Here is a 14,317-nt window from a genome sequence, read left to right as displayed (position 1 = left end):
CCTCGTGCGCGATACAGAGCAAGCAAGCGAATTGCGGGACGGCGACGTCGTTCTGGGGGATGACTGGGTCATCCCGCAGGATCCGGAGTCTGCCGAGCTGCGGGCGTCACGCCAACGTCGCAACATGTTCTCGTTGCGGGGCTCGCCTTTGGCGCGCAGGATTATCACCTTCAACCTGATTGCTCTTGTTATCCTTGTTACGGGGCTGCTGTACCTTAACGATTCCCGCGAGGACCAGGTCCAGCAAACGGCGCGCAACCTGATCGGTGACGCGCAGCTTGTCAGCAACGTGTTCGAAACCCAGCTGCGGCAGAACCTGATTGGGCATTCTCAGGTCACATCTGCACTGGACGTCAAGGATACGCTGGCTGGGCTCAGCCTGCCAGACGGGGGCGAAGTTTTTGTATACGACGCAGACGGCACGCTGATTGGCTGGACGCGCGGGGTGGCGGCCCCTTCGCAGAACACTGCGTTGTTAAAAAACGGCTCCGAGGTTCAGACCGGCAGCACTTTGATCAGTGATGCGCTGAACGCCGTCTGGACCGGACTGTCCCGGGTGTTTACACGCTCGGAAGCGGACGAGGCTCCGACGCTGGCGCAGCGCGTGCAAGATCTCATTCCTGAGGCCTTGCGGGGAGAGTTACAAGTCGAAGCGGTAAAGGATGCAGCCGGCAAGACGGTTATTGTCGCGGCGGCTCCGATCCTGCAGGATGGGGCGCCTATGGGGGCTGTGGCAATGGCCGGTCCTGCTGGTGAAATCGACGCGCTGGCCCGGCGCGAACAGGAACGTATCCTGCAAATGTTCGTCGTGGCACTTTTGGTCTCTATCGGCCTAAGCCTTGTTCTGGCATCCACCATTGCCAACCCGCTGGCGGATCTCGCCGCTGCGGCCGAGACGGGCAAAGACCGGGGGGCTGGTGTCAATCCGGGCCGCATCCGCATTCCCGACCTGAGCGCGCGGCCAGATGAAATCGGGCGTCTCAGCCAGGCTTTGCGGGGGATGGTTTCAGCATTGTACAACCGCATCGATGCAAACGAACAGTTTGCTGCTGATGTCGCGCACGAAATCAAGAACCCACTTGCGAGTTTGCAGTCGGCCGTTGGAACTTTGCGTGTGGTCAAGCGCGACGACCAACGCGATAAATTGCTGGGCGTGATCGAACATGATGTGCGTCGGTTGGATCGTTTGGTCAGTGATATCTCGAACGCGTCACGCCTAGACGCTGAGTTGGTAAAGGAAGAGGAACAGCCTTTCGATCTGCTCAAGCTGCTGGAAAATATCGGGCAGTATTTGGGTGAAGACGCCCGCGCCAAAGGCATTGATTACATTACCGATCTTCCGCGTCAGCCGATTGTCGTCAATGGGCTTGAGGCGCGTCTTGCGCAGGTTTTCGTCAACCTGATCACTAACGCGATTTCATTCTGCGAAGACAGCGACGCCATACGCGTCTGGGTGCGTCGCCGAGAAAACCGAGTGCTGATCGTGGTCGAAGATACAGGCCCCGGCATTCCGGATCAGGCGTTGACCAAAATCTTCAAACGGTTCTATTCGCAGCGGCCGGAAGAGCATTTTGGCAACAATTCGGGCCTTGGGCTGGCGATCTCGAAACAGATTGTAGAAGCTCATGGCGGTGTGATTTGGGCCGAGAATATTCGCCCGACCGAGGCAGACATTACATCGGACCCGCTGGGTGCGCGATTTGTGGTGGGGTTGCCGGTGTAAACGCATGAATGGCCAGACCCTCTTGGACATTCGACATCAAAACACAGCTATCGTTCACGGAACATGCGTGGCCGTCGAAGGGCGCGGCGCTTTGGTCGTGGGACCTTCGGGATCAGGTAAATCGGCGTTGGCCTTGCAGATGATGGCATACGGGGCAGCGCTGGTTGCCGATGACCGTGTTGCCCTGAGCATGGTTGACGGAGCGGCTATTGCGGATGCTGTTCCGACGTTGCGCGGAGTGATTGAGGCTCGGGGCGTTGGGTTGCTTCGTGCAAGAACCGCTGGGGCAACGCCGGTTTGTTACGTGGTGGATCTCGATCAATCCGAACCCGCCCGTTTACCGGAGCCGGTGAACACGGTTGTCCTGAGGCAAACTGTGCCCTTGCTTCGGGCGGCAGGCATCCCCAATTTGTCCGCAATACTGATGCAACTTCTGAAAATGGGGCGTTTAGACCCGGAATGGCCCAGCACTTAAAACCGCAACGGCGTATTGTTTTGGTCACAGGCCCATCAGGCGCGGGCCGTTCGACTGCAATCCGTGTGCTTGAAGACCTGGGCTTCGAAGCCATCGACAATCTTCCCATGGGTCTGTTGATGCGCCTTTTGGACGGGCCGCAGGATGATCGGCCGATGGCCTTGGGTATCGACGCGCGCAACCGCGATTTCTCGACAATCGGGTTCATCGAACTGGCCGTGCGCCTGAGGCGCATGGAGCAGGTTGATTTGACGACGCTTTACCTTGATTGCAATGACGAGGTTTTGCTGCGGCGTTTTTCGGAAACTCGCCGCCGACATCCAGTGGCCACTGATGCAAGCCCGGAAACAGGTGTGCGGCAGGAAAAAGAGCTTTTGGCCCCGATCCGCGAGATTGCAGATACGCTGATCGACACCTCCCCGCTGAATGTCCACCAACTGCGCGAAGAGGTTGAGCGCTGGTTTGCTCCACAAGGCGGGCGGCACCTTGCGGTTTCGATTGAGTCATTTTCGTATAAACGGGGCCTTCCGCGCGGGCTTGATATGGTCTTCGACTGCCGGTTTTTGGCCAATCCCTATTGGAGGCCGGAACTGCGGTCAGAAGATGGTCGAAACCCGGACGTTGCCAGTTACGTAAAATCTGATACGAATTACGCTCCGTTTTTCGATCGGGTTGTGGATTTGCTGAACCTGTTGCTGCCAAGCTTCCGTGCAGAGGGCAAAGCACACCTGTCAGTGGCTTTTGGCTGTACCGGCGGGCAACATCGGTCGGTTGCCATGGCAGAAGCGGTCGCAAAGGCTCTTGCAGAGAAGGGGCAGCAAGTGGCAATTAGGCACCGCGAAATGGAACGTCGATCGTTGAATGTGAGGCCGGATTGATCGGGATTGTAATCGTAGCACATGGTGGGTTGGCCAGAGAGTATCTGGCTGCCGTTCAGCATGTGGTTGGAAAGCAACCCGGTCTGATCGCGATTTCGATTGAGGCAGACCATAATCGCGAGGAAAAGCAGGCCGAAATTTGTGTGGCCGCTGACAGTGTGGATGTTGGGGATGGGGTCGTTGTCGTGACCGACCTGTTCGGGGGCAGCCCGTCGAATCTAAGCCTACGCGCCTGCGCCCCGCATGATCGTCGTATCCTTTATGGTGCAAATCTGCCTATGTTGATTAAACTGGCCAAAACCCGCCATCTGCCTGTGGCAGACGCCGTTCGGCAGGCGATGGAGGCTGGACGTAAATACATCAATGCGCAAAATGTGACATTAGAAGAAGACCGGACTGATTAAGAATGACCAACCGAAGTTTGAAAATAGTAAACGAAAAGGGTTTGCACGCCCGCGCCTCGGCCAAGCTGGTTGAGGTGGTCGAGGGCTTTGATGCCCAAGCCGAAGTATCCAAAGACGGTTTTTCTGCTTCGGGCGACAGCATTATGGGCCTTTTGATGTTGGCAGCATCGCGTGGAACGACTATTGACGTCGAGACGTCCGGACCGGATGCTGAGGCGTTAGCTGATGCTTTAGAAACCCTGGTGAATGACAAGTTCGGGGAAGGGTTCTGACCTCATCGGCTGCGCGATGAAGAACGGGATGACCAGGAATTGGCGGAAACTACGCACGAGACCAAGACAGGCCCTTTGTTGGATGGGACCAAAGATCAGGGCGAAATCTACGACCGTAGAACCCTGACTTACGCGAACTCGTTCGACGATGTTTGGACCTCAACCGCCATTCGCGCGATTGAATGGTGCACCGGCAAACTGACCATTCTGCGTATGGTCAACAAATTCGAAAAGAAGAACGAATATTACCGCGGTCAAAGGTTTTGGGGCGGCGCGCTTGAGGTTATGGGAATCGACCTGACCACGCCGGAAGAGCAGATTGCCCGCATTCCCAAAGAAGGCCCGGTGGTCGTGGTGGCGAACCATCCGCACGGTATGGTAGACGGTATGATCCTTGCTGAGTTGATCGGCCGGGTCCGCAGTGACTACAGAATCCTGACCCGCTCTGTTTTGACCGGTTTGGACGAGGCGGCGACATCATTCATGATCCCGGTTCCGTTCCCGCATGACCCCGAGGCGCAAGGCAAAATGCTGGAAATGCGCGGTAAGGCAATGGATCACCTGAAACAAGGCGGGGTCGTGGCATTGTTCCCGTCGGGTGTTGTTATGTCCTCGGACGACTGGTTTGGGCCCGCGCAGGAACGGGAATGGAACGTGTTCACCGCCAAGATGATCCGCCGTTCTGGTGCGCGTGTGGTTCCCATCTTTTTCCCCGGCCGAAATTCGCGCGCTTACCAGATCGCCAACAGGCTGTCCCCGATTTTGCGGCAGGGGCTTTTGCTGCATGAGATCGTGCGCTCGTGCAACAAACCGCAGTCACCTGTCATCGGAGAGCCGATTTCGGATGAAGATATGCAACTGCTGGAGCGTGATCCGCGCGGGTTTATGGCGTGGTTGAGAAAACACACGATGTCATTGGGCGAGACGCTGAAACGCTAGACAGTCACGTCACCCAAACCCGAAGGGCCAGAGGGGCTTTGCCCCTCTGCATTAGCGGGTGGGGACCGGAACCTCGCCCCTGTAGTCATAAAACCCACGATCGGTCTTGCGCCCCAGCCAACCGGCTTCTACATATTTGGTCAGCAATGGGCAGGGACGGTATTTTGTGTCTGCCAACCCATCATGCAGCACGTTCATGATGGCCAGGCAGGTGTCCAGCCCAATGAAATCAGCCAGTTCCAGTGGGCCCATCGGATGGTTCGCGCCCAGCTTCATGGATTGGTCTATGGACTGCACGTTTCCAACGCCCTCGTACAATGTATAGACCGCTTCGTTGATCATTGGCATCAGAATGCGGTTCACGATAAAGGCGGGGAAGTCTTCGGCACTGGCAGCCGTTTTTCCCAAACGATCCACGACGGCCTTGCACGTGTTGAAAGTTGGTTCATCCGTCGCAATGCCGCGGATCAGCTCGACCAGTTGCATCACCGGAACCGGATTCATGAAGTGAAACCCCATGAACCGCTCTGGCCGGTCTGTGCGGCTGGCCAGCCGGGTAATTGAAATGGACGAGGTGTTCGAGGTCAGGATTGTGTGCGGTTGCAGATGCGGTTGCAGATCCTCGAAGATTGCCTGTTTGATTGTCTCGCGTTCGGTTGCGGCCTCGATCACCAGATCGGTCTGCCCCAGTTCGGGCAGCTCAAGCGTGGTTTTGATCCGCTTGAGGGCGGCCTGCATCGCCTCTTCCGTGATTTTCCCGCGCGAGGCCTGGCGCGCCATGTTGCCTTCGATCGTAGACAGTGCGGCATTCAGCGCGTCCTGATTCACGTCATTCAGCAGAACGTCATATTCCGCCAGGGCCAGAACATGAGCGATGCCATTGCCCATCTGACCTGCGCCGATCACTCCGACTGATTTTACGTCCATGTTCTGATGCCTCTGAGTCTCGGGGTTGGGGGGACACTAGCGGCAGATCGGTAGGGGCGGCAAGGGGATCAGGCGCATCCAATTTGCTTTAAATGCGCACATTAGGACTTTCTCAAGACTTGCGGCTTCAAGATGGCAACCGGGTGAGAAATGGGTGAGTGTTATGAGCTATCATCAAACAGGCTCGGCAGGTGCCGGGCATGCCGTATGCCAATACGGTGAATCACGTCTTTGGTTTCGTGGGCCAGAGCGGTCGTTGGATACCGTCTACATGGTTTGCACGGGCGGGGATGAAACCTATGGGCGGTTTGTGGAACGTCCATTTGCCACGATTCTCGAAGAAAAGCTGGATCGGCGCTGCCTGAATCTTGGAAGTCTTTTCTGCGGGGTTGAGGCGTTGTGCAACGACGCAGGATTGTTCAAGCTTTTGAATATGGCCGAGTTGTGCATCCTTCAGGCGCCGGGTGTTCTCAGCCAGACGAATCACTTTTACCGGGTCCATCCCCGGCGCAATGACCGGGTTCTTACACCAACATCGGACTTGATCGAGCTATATCCCGAACTGGACTTCACCGATGTTCATTTCGTGCACCACTTGATGAGTTCTTTACAAAGTCATCAAGATGCGCGTTTCGAGGTTGTTGTCGATGAGTTGCGCCACAACTGGGTTCGGAAAATCAGTGACTTGCTACACAGGCTGGAGGTACCGGTCATTCTGTTGGGGCTAAGAGTGCTGCAACACAAAGATGGAGACCGCCAAAATGAAAGTACAGTTGTAACACCGGAAATGTTCGAGGCTGTACGCCCCCTATGCGCGGATTTTATTGAAGTTTCGGTGCCTGTATCCGGCCAGTCCGACGCGCTTGAGGATATGTTGTTCGGAACGTTACAGCAGCCGATGGCCGAACATATGATCGGCCCGGCGGCGCATAAGGCAATTGCCGACGCGCTGTTGGGGCCGATCCGAAGGCAAATCTAAAAAAAAGGCCCGCCTTTTGGCGGGCCTTCGAGTATATTAGTTGAAAGTCGTAGCAGACTTACCCGAGTTTCTCGGTCAGCTCCGGCACAGCCTGGAATAGGTCGGCGACCAGACCGAAGTCGGCGACCTGGAAGATCGGTGCTTCTTCGTCCTTGTTGATCGCAACGATGACCTTCGAGTCCTTCATACCCGCCAGGTGCTGGATCGCGCCCGAGATGCCGACAGCGACATAGAGGTCAGGTGCAACAACCTTACCGGTCTGACCCACCTGCCAGTCATTCGGGGCATAGCCCGAGTCAACCGCGGCACGCGAGGCGCCAACGGCGGCGCCCAGCTTATCGGCCAGGGTTTCGATCAGCTTGAAATCGTCTTCCGAGCCGACACCACGGCCGCCCGAGACAACGACACCGGCCGAGGTCAGTTCCGGACGGTCGCTTTCGGCCACCTTATCCTCGACCCAGGACGACAGGCCTTCGGCGGCCGGGACCGAGATGGTCTCAACCGGGGCCGCGCCGCCTTCGCCCGCCGCGTCAAAGCTGGCGGTCCGCAGGGTGACAACCTTTTTGGCGTCGTTCGATTTCACGGTCTGGATCGCGTTGCCCGCATAGATCGGGCGCTCAAAGGTCGAGCCGTCAACCACGCCGGACGCATCCGAGATTACCATTACGTCCAGCAGCGCGGCCACGCGCGGCATCACGTTCTTGGCGTCGGTGGTCGCGGGGGCAACGATGTGCTCGTACCCGTCGGCCAGTGACACGATCAACGCGGCCGTTGATTCTGCAAGACGGTGACCCAAAGACGCGTCTTCGGCCACCAGAACTTTGGACACACCGTCAATCTTGGCGGCGGCCTCGCCAGCAGCAGCAGCCGAGCCGCCCGCGGCCAGAACGGTCACGTCGCCCAGTGCCTTGGCGGCGTTGACAGCCTTGGCGGTGGCGTCCAGCGACAGCTCACCGTTATTGACTTCTGCCAGAAGAAGAACAGCCATTACACAGCCCCCGCTTCTTTGAGTTTTGCAACCAGCTCGTCGACCGAGCCCACGACGATACCGGCAGCGCGTGCCGGCGGCTCGTCGGTTTTGACGATTTCCAGACGCGGGCTGACATCGACGCCGTAGTCGGCGGCGGTTTTCTCATCCAGCGGCTTTTTCTTGGCCTTCATGATGTTGGGCAGCGACGCATAGCGCGGCTCGTTCAGGCGCAGGTCGACGGTCACGATGGTCGGCATCTTGACGCTGATGGTCTGCAGGCCGCCATCCACCTCGCGGGTGATCTTGGCGCTGTCGCCTTCGATATCCACCTCAGAGGCAAAAGTGCCCTGGCTCCAGCCCAGCAGTGCCGACAGCATCTGGCCGGTGGCGTTCATGTCGTTGTCGATCGCCTGCTTGCCGCACAGAACCAGTCCGGGTTGCTCTTCCTCGACCACTTTGGCCAGGATTTTGGCAACGGCCAATGGCTCGATATCGGTGTGCACATCGTCAGCCGCAACGACCAGAATCGCGCGGTCGGCCCCCATGGCCAGCGCGGTACGCAGCGTTTCCTGCGCCTGCTTTACGCCCACCGAAACAGCAATAACTTCATCCGCCTTGCCCGCTTCTTTCAGGCGGATCGCCTCTTCTACGGCGATCTCGTCGAACGGGTTCATCGACATTTTGACATTGGCGAGATCAACACCGCTACCGTCCGCTTTCACGCGGACTTTCACATTATAGTCAATCACGCGTTTGACAGGCACGAGTACCTTCATTTTAGCGCTTTCTCCTCAAAAAACGGTAAGCCGCGAAGCGACTCCACCAATGCTTTCGGGGGATTGAATAGCGTCTCAATTCCCTCTGCAACAGAGTAAAATCGTCACGTCATGGTCTTGGGACGTCGCGTTTCGTGTTTTTTGCCGCTGCGTCTCAAAACTTATCGGTTGGCGCCCGGGACCCACAAAACATCCTGAGTGCCGTTTTCATTGGCGCAGCGGGCCGCAACGAAGAACCAGTCGCTCAGGCGGTTCAGGTATTTCACTGCGACTGCGTTTACCGGCTCCAGATTGGTCAGCTCAACCGCCAACCGCTCGGCCCGGCGCGAAACTGTGCGACACACATGCAGATGGGCCGCCAACCGAGAACCGCCCGGAAGGATGAAGCTGCGCAGCGGTTCCAGCGTTTCGTTCATCACGTCGATCTCGGCCTCAAGCCGGTCGATCTGCGATGCAACGATGCGCAGCGGCGGATAGTCGGCCTCGGCGTCCTTTTCCATGTCGGGGCGGCAGAAATCCGCGCCCAGATCGAACAGGTCGTTCTGGATGCGCGACAGGGCGGCATCAACGTCGCCTTCGGCCTCGGTGCGGGCCACGCCAACGAACGAGTTCAACTCGTCTACGGTGCCATAGGCCGCCACGCGACCGGAATATTTTGCAACCCGTTCACCGTTGCCCAAGGCGGTTTTCCCGTCATCGCCGGTACGGGTGTAAATCTTGTTCAGGACGACCATTTACTGCGCTCCTTGTCCACGTAGCCAGACATAGAGCACGATCAGCAACACGGCAATGAACTGAAACAGGATACGCAGGCGCATCATCTTGTTGCTTTTCATCGCTGCCGCTTTGCCGCTTTTGCCAAAGTTTGAGATGCCTATCGCCAGCACGACGACAACAGCCGCCATGGCCAACAGCAAAACGACCATCAAAAGGTCCATGGGTACACCGTCCGCGTTTCTTGTTTCGTTAGTCTACCATCTAGCTTTGCAGATTGGAAAAGCGAACGGGTAATTTCGCCTCAGATGTCCGAGAGGATGCGGTCGATGGCGCGGGTCGGTAAAATACGGCGCAGGTATCCGGCAACGTAAGTTGGTGTCGTCACATAATACCGCGCGCGCGGTCGTTTTGTCTCGACGGCACGTGCCAGCTTGTTGGTCACTGCCGAAGCGGGCAATTCGAACCGGTCGGGTCCCGAGGATTCGTATAGTCTTTTCAGTAACGAAGCCTCGTACCGCGCGCGCAGGGCCGAGTTCTGCCAATTGATGAACCGTTCGAAAAAAGGGATCGAGTTTTCCCGGATTTTTGAAGTGATCGGTCCGGGTTCAATCAGGATCACCTTTATGTCGGTATCTGCCAGTTCCAGGCGCAGCGTGTCTGTAAGGCCCTCGACCGCGTATTTTGTTGCCACGTAAGCTCCGCGCCATGGAAAGGCCACCAACCCCAGAACCGAGGAATTCTGAACGATTCGACCGTGCCCCTGTGCCCGCATTGCCGGAATTACCTGTCGCGTGAGTTCGTGCCATCCAAAAAAGTTGGCCTCGAAAATCTGGCGCAGGCCCTCCGTCGGCAAATCTTCGACCGCTCCGGGCAGGCCATGTGCGCCGTTGTTGAACAACGCATCAAGCGTGCCCCCCGTGGCTTCGAAAACCGAGGCCAGCCCCGCCGCGATGCTGTCTGCATCGGTATAGTCGATGCGTGGGCTTTCAAACCCCTGCGCCCGCAATCGGTCGCAGTCACGCTGCTGACGACAGGACGCAAACACGCGCCAACCCCGTGCGCGCATACCATGAGCGGCATCCTGACCAATGCCCGAAGAGCAGCCGGTGATAAGAATGGTCTTTTGCATGATCTTCCTGACTCTGAACCTCGCCCATAGCTATTGCGAGGCTGTGGTCAGGGCAATCACACCACTGCGTCAGTCCGGGATTTTTCGAACCAGCGATGCCGAAATCCATCCGATTTGTTGCTGTGGCAACACGCGCAATCGCAGCCAGCCGGTTCCGGACTCGCTCAGAACCTCGACCTTCTGGCCGATGGTTGCCTTACCAACGATGGGATAGATCGTACCGGGCCCGTCGCGCATGTTTACACGGGTGCCCGAAATCTCGCGAATGTCCTTTTCCGGCTCGGGCAGGGTCGGTGCTTCGGCGACATCGCTCTGCACCTCGGTCGTGACCTGGCTCAGCCCGGCTACACCGTCTTCCAGCGAGGCCAGCGTGAAGTTGGCGCTTTGATCGGCAAAGATTGTCAGGCTTGAGAACGACGCAAGGCTCGCGTCGTCGGCAATGATCTGAACCACTTCTTCGGGTTTGGCCTTTGGCGGCTCGTGGCTCGTTGGTACTCGGGCTGCAACATTGGTTACAAGCTCTTCGGCGCGCGCAGGCGCGACAGTTGTGGTCTGGGCTACAACTTCACGTTGAGGTTGGTCGCTGCGCAGGCCGCGTGGTTCGAAGTTCGGCCCCCCGCTCATGATGTAAAAGCACCATCCGAGTGCAGCGAATGAGATTACAATAAGGCGCGTCATGGCGCATCCCCCGGGTCAATCGTAAGAAACAAGAAATAAGCAGCAGTCTAATTCCAATAGGTTACCATATTTCATGCATCCTGTCGAAAGACGGGGGAAATTGCGGGGGTGCCTCCCCTTGTTGCAAAAAGCGCCACTTGTCCCCAGTAAATATGTGCTGGTCGCTTTACCAAGGCGCAGTTGCGGCGTATCACATCATGTATGAATGATACGATCGACAACCCCAACATGGAGGCCCCCGAAAACGGGGGCGAGGTGGCCGAGCCGCTGCGCCGCGCGATTGGCGAACGCTATCTGACCTATGCGCTGTCCACGATCATGCACCGGGCGTTGCCGGATGCGCGGGATGGATTGAAGCCTGTTCATCGGCGAATCCTATACGCCATGCGCGAGCTGCGACTCAGTGCGACGGGTGGCTTCCGGAAATCCGCCAAGATTTCGGGCGACGTGATGGGTAACTATCACCCGCATGGCGACGCCGCGATTTACGACGCGATGGCGCGTCTGGCGCAGGATTTCAACGTGCGTTACCCGCTGGTCGATGGGCAGGGGAACTTTGGCAACATCGACGGCGATAACCCGGCGGCCTCGCGCTATACCGAGGCGCGGATGACCATCGTGGCCGAAGCTCTGCTTGAGGGGCTGAACGAAGACGCCGTTGATTTTCGTGACAACTATGATGGCACGCTGACCGAGCCGGTCGTGCTGCCCGCGCAGTTTCCGAATCTTTTGGCCAATGGGGCCAGCGGTATCGCGGTGGGCATGGCGACGAATATCCCGCCGCATAACATCGCCGAGCTTTGTGATGCCTGCCTGCATCTGATCAAAACGCCGGATGCGCGCGACGACACGCTGTTGAACTACGTGCCCGGCCCGGATTTCCCGACCGGTGGCGTTATCGTAGAGCCGCCCGAGAGCATCGCGCAGGCTTATCGTACCGGGCGCGGCTCGTTCCGCCTACGTTGCAAGTTCGAGGTCGAGGATCTGGGCAGGGGTCAGTGGCAAATTGTCGTCACCGAGATCCCCTATCAGGTTCAGAAATCCAAGCTGATCGAAAAGATCGCCGAGCTGATCCAAACCAAGAAAATTCCGATTCTCGCAGATGTGCGCGACGAATCCGCCGATGACATCCGGGTGGTTCTTGAGCCTCGCTCCAAGAATGTGGACCCCGAGGTGCTGATGGGCATGCTCTATCGCAACTCGGACCTTGAGGTGCGGTTCAGCCTGAACATGAACGTGCTGATCGATGGGGTGACACCCAAGGTCTGCTCGATGAAGGAAGTGCTGCGGGCCTTCCTCGACCACCGGCAAGAGGTGCTGCTGCGCCGCTCGCGCCACCGTCTGGGCAAAATTGACCACCGGTTAGAGGTGTTGGAGGGCTTTATCGTCGCCTTCCTGAACCTCGACCGTGTGATCGACATCATCCGCTATGACGACGACCCCAAGGCGGCGCTGATGCGCGAAGATTGGGGCATCGATCATGTCCGCGCGACCGATGAGTCCGATTATGTCTCGCCCAAGCCGGGTGAGGGTGAGTTGTCCGAGGTTCAGGTCGACGCGATCCTGAACATGCGCCTGCGCAGCCTGCGCCGTCTGGAAGAGATGGAACTGGTCCGCGAGCGCGATGAATTGATGCTGGAGCGCGCCAATCTTGAGGATTTGCTGGCCGATCCGACCCTGCAGTGGTCAAAGATTGCTGAGCAGCTGAAAGAGACCAAGAAAACCTTCGGCAAAGACTACGAAGGCGGCGCGCGGCGCACGCGCTTCGCCGAGGCAGGTCAGGTCGAAGAGGTTCCGCTTGAGGCGATGATCGACAAGGAACCGATCACGGTCGTTTGCTCTCAGATGGGCTGGATACGCGCCATGACGGGCCATATCGACCTGAACCGCGAGTTGAAGTTCAAGGACGGCGACGGTCCGCGTTTCATTTTCCATGCCGAAACGACGGACCGACTGGTGGTTTTTGCCTCAAACGGGCGATTCTATACGGTTAGTGCCGCTAATCTTCCCGGAGGTCGCGGCATGGGTGAGCCCCTGCGCCTGATGGTTGACCTGCCGAACGAGGCGCAGATTATCGACATCCTGATTCACAAGCCCGGGCGCAAGCTGCTGGTGGCGTCGGGGGCGGGCAACGGATTCATCGTGCCCGAGGATGAAGTGCTGGCCCAGACCCGCAACGGTAAACAGGTGCTGAACGTCAAGGGCGACGAAGCGGCGATGATCTGTAAGCCGGTTCAGGGCGATCACGTGGCCGTTGTATCGCAGAACGGCAAGTTCCTTGTGTTCCCAACAGAGGAACTGCCCGAGATGACACGCGGCAAAGGTGTGCGTCTGCAGAAATACAACATGGCGCGTGGACGGCAGGGCACTTTGGAACTGGATGGTGGCCTGTCCGACGTCACTACGTTTAACTGGGAAGACGGCCTGAAATGGTCCATGGGCGGCGACAAGACCCGGCACGAGGCTGATATGTCCCAGTGGCTGGCCAAACGCGCCAGCGTCGGAAAAAAACCGCCTTATGGTTTCCCGCGCGACTACAAGTTCTGATGACCGCGTGGGTCTGTGGTGAAATTCCGCCGATACGGCTTGGCACAGGCCGTATCAGTGGGCTAAATCATAAAAAACAAGCCTATCGAGACATGACATGTTGCGTATTCTGACCTTGATCGCCGGACTGGCCCTTTTGGGCGCTTGTACACAGACACAAGTGTACGAAGAACCCGAGTCGCTGGGCGAATTCAAGCTGCGCGTCAATTATGCGTTCGCCGAGAAAGCGAGGCAGGGTCCGGTCTCCCGCGACGCGACCCCCAAGGAGTGGGAAGAGGCGATCCAGAACGCCGTGGATATCCGTCTGGGCCGTTACGACGGCGCGCAGGAATATGACATTGGCATCAGCCTCGAAGGTTACATGCTTGCACCTCCGGGTGTGCCAGTTATCTATAACCCCAAAAGCACGGCCATCGTACTTGTGAACGTCTACGATGTTCGCAAAAAAGAGTTTTTGGCAAAGGCCAAACAATTCCAGGTTCTTGAAGACACGACCGGCGAAAGTGCCCTTGCCGGGTCTGGTCACGCCCGCACCCGAGAAGAGCAAATGAACGGTTTGGCGTTGAAAGTGGCCGACCGGGTCGAGGAATGGCTGGCCGAAGAACACGAGGCAAATGGCTGGTTTGACCGTCGCCCGGACCTGATCCAACCGCTTGATTCCGGCGTCGTCACGCAAAATCCGGCATCATAACCCGCTTTCGATGCAGGATGTGCTTGATTTCCCCCTTTGAACCAAATATCCCGCGCGCGCAGATGTAACCACGGGACCAAGGGTCCCCCAAATTGCAAAAGGGCGCCTGAGGAATGGCAAAGGAAAAGTTTGAGCGTACAAAACCGCACGTCAACATCGGCACGATTGGCCACGTTGACCATGGTAAGACGACGCTGACCGCAGCAATCACC

Annotated in this window: 17 protein-coding genes; 10 read left to right on the top strand and 7 right to left on the bottom strand. The window is 57.8% G+C overall.

Annotation, left to right across the window (positions count from 1 at the left end; genetic code table 11):
• Positions 1–4 precede the first annotated feature (4 nt).
• The 6 genes from AVO44_RS16195 to AVO44_RS16170 are packed head-to-tail and all read left to right on the top strand — an operon-like array spanning position 5 to position 4,691.
• Complete coding sequence (locus AVO44_RS16195; protein WP_068339039.1) at positions 5–1,723, top strand: sensor histidine kinase; 1,719 nt, start codon at positions 5–7, stop codon at positions 1,721–1,723.
• Positions 1,724–1,727: 4 nt separating this feature from the next.
• Complete coding sequence (locus AVO44_RS16190) at positions 1,728–2,198, top strand: HPr kinase/phosphorylase (protein ID WP_068339037.1); 471 nt, start codon at positions 1,728–1,730, stop codon at positions 2,196–2,198.
• Positions 2,183–3,076, top strand: a complete 894-nt coding sequence (gene rapZ, locus AVO44_RS16185) for an RNase adapter RapZ (RefSeq protein WP_068339034.1) — start codon at positions 2,183–2,185, stop codon at positions 3,074–3,076. The genes AVO44_RS16190 and rapZ overlap by 16 nt, the downstream gene beginning before the upstream one ends.
• Positions 3,073–3,480 (top strand): PTS sugar transporter subunit IIA, encoded by a 408-nt coding sequence (locus AVO44_RS16180; protein ID WP_068339031.1) that lies wholly within the window; start codon positions 3,073–3,075, stop codon positions 3,478–3,480. Before rapZ ends, AVO44_RS16180 begins: the two co-directional genes overlap by 4 nt.
• A gap of 2 nt (positions 3,481–3,482) precedes the next feature.
• Positions 3,483–3,752 carry an HPr family phosphocarrier protein gene (locus AVO44_RS16175; RefSeq protein WP_068339028.1) on the top strand — a complete coding sequence of 90 codons (270 nt, stop codon included), beginning with the start codon at positions 3,483–3,485 and terminating at the stop codon, positions 3,750–3,752.
• 39 nt (positions 3,753–3,791) lie between these two features.
• Positions 3,792–4,691 carry a lysophospholipid acyltransferase family protein gene (locus tag AVO44_RS16170; protein WP_068339025.1) on the top strand — a complete coding sequence of 300 codons (900 nt, stop codon included), beginning with the start codon at positions 3,792–3,794 and terminating at the stop codon, positions 4,689–4,691.
• Positions 4,692–4,742: 51 nt separating this feature from the next.
• On the opposite strand, the gene AVO44_RS16165 is transcribed toward AVO44_RS16170, so the two are convergent.
• Positions 4,743–5,618, bottom strand: a complete 876-nt coding sequence (locus tag AVO44_RS16165; protein ID WP_068339022.1) for a 3-hydroxybutyryl-CoA dehydrogenase — start codon at positions 5,616–5,618, stop codon at positions 4,743–4,745.
• A 163-nt stretch (positions 5,619–5,781) separates the two neighbouring features.
• On the opposite strand from AVO44_RS16165, the gene AVO44_RS16160 reads away from it, so the two are divergent.
• Entirely contained in the window at positions 5,782–6,597 is an 816-nt protein-coding gene (locus AVO44_RS16160) for a DUF6473 family protein (RefSeq protein ID WP_233422006.1), read from the top strand.
• A gap of 58 nt (positions 6,598–6,655) precedes the next feature.
• Here the strand turns inward: AVO44_RS16160 and AVO44_RS16155 are convergent, their stop codons facing one another.
• From AVO44_RS16155 to AVO44_RS16130, 6 genes are all read right to left on the bottom strand, one after another.
• A complete protein-coding gene (locus AVO44_RS16155; RefSeq protein WP_068339019.1) occupies positions 6,656–7,585 on the bottom strand; it encodes an electron transfer flavoprotein subunit alpha/FixB family protein in 930 nt (309 codons plus the stop codon).
• Positions 7,585–8,343: an electron transfer flavoprotein subunit beta/FixA family protein gene (locus AVO44_RS16150; protein ID WP_068339016.1), complete on the bottom strand. Its 759-nt coding sequence runs from the start codon at positions 8,341–8,343 to the stop codon at positions 7,585–7,587. The genes AVO44_RS16155 and AVO44_RS16150 overlap by 1 nt, the downstream gene beginning before the upstream one ends.
• 161 nt (positions 8,344–8,504) lie before the next feature.
• Positions 8,505–9,077: a cob(I)yrinic acid a,c-diamide adenosyltransferase gene (locus tag AVO44_RS16145; protein WP_068339011.1), complete on the bottom strand. Its 573-nt coding sequence runs from the start codon at positions 9,075–9,077 to the stop codon at positions 8,505–8,507.
• Positions 9,078–9,281, bottom strand: coding sequence for a twin transmembrane helix small protein (locus AVO44_RS16140; RefSeq protein ID WP_068339009.1), 204 nt, complete (start codon positions 9,279–9,281; stop codon positions 9,078–9,080).
• Between the two features lie 80 nt (positions 9,282–9,361).
• Positions 9,362–10,189, bottom strand: a complete 828-nt coding sequence (locus AVO44_RS16135; protein ID WP_068339006.1) for an SDR family NAD(P)-dependent oxidoreductase — start codon at positions 10,187–10,189, stop codon at positions 9,362–9,364.
• Between the two features lie 69 nt (positions 10,190–10,258).
• Entirely contained in the window at positions 10,259–10,867 is a 609-nt protein-coding gene (locus tag AVO44_RS16130) for an SH3 domain-containing protein (protein WP_233422005.1), read from the bottom strand.
• Between the two features lie 201 nt (positions 10,868–11,068).
• Between AVO44_RS16130 and parC the strand changes: the two genes are divergently transcribed.
• The 3 genes from parC to AVO44_RS16115 form a co-directional block, all read left to right on the top strand.
• Positions 11,069–13,414: a DNA topoisomerase IV subunit A gene (gene parC / locus AVO44_RS16125; protein ID WP_068339000.1), complete on the top strand. Its 2,346-nt coding sequence runs from the start codon at positions 11,069–11,071 to the stop codon at positions 13,412–13,414.
• Between the two features lie 97 nt (positions 13,415–13,511).
• On the top strand, positions 13,512–14,105 hold the full coding sequence (locus AVO44_RS16120; RefSeq protein WP_068338998.1) for a hypothetical protein: 594 nt from the start codon (positions 13,512–13,514) through the stop codon (positions 14,103–14,105).
• A gap of 113 nt (positions 14,106–14,218) precedes the next feature.
• Positions 14,219–14,317 (top strand): GTP-binding protein (locus AVO44_RS16115; RefSeq protein ID WP_038034850.1); only part of this gene is annotated, 99 nt, incomplete at its 3' end.

The sequence above is a fragment of the Ruegeria profundi genome (genome assembly GCF_001507545.1).
Lineage (GTDB): Bacteria > Pseudomonadota > Alphaproteobacteria > Rhodobacterales > Rhodobacteraceae > Ruegeria > Ruegeria profundi.
The sequence above is the reverse complement of the archived record's forward strand: the minus strand, read 5'-3'. Positions and strand labels throughout refer to the sequence as shown.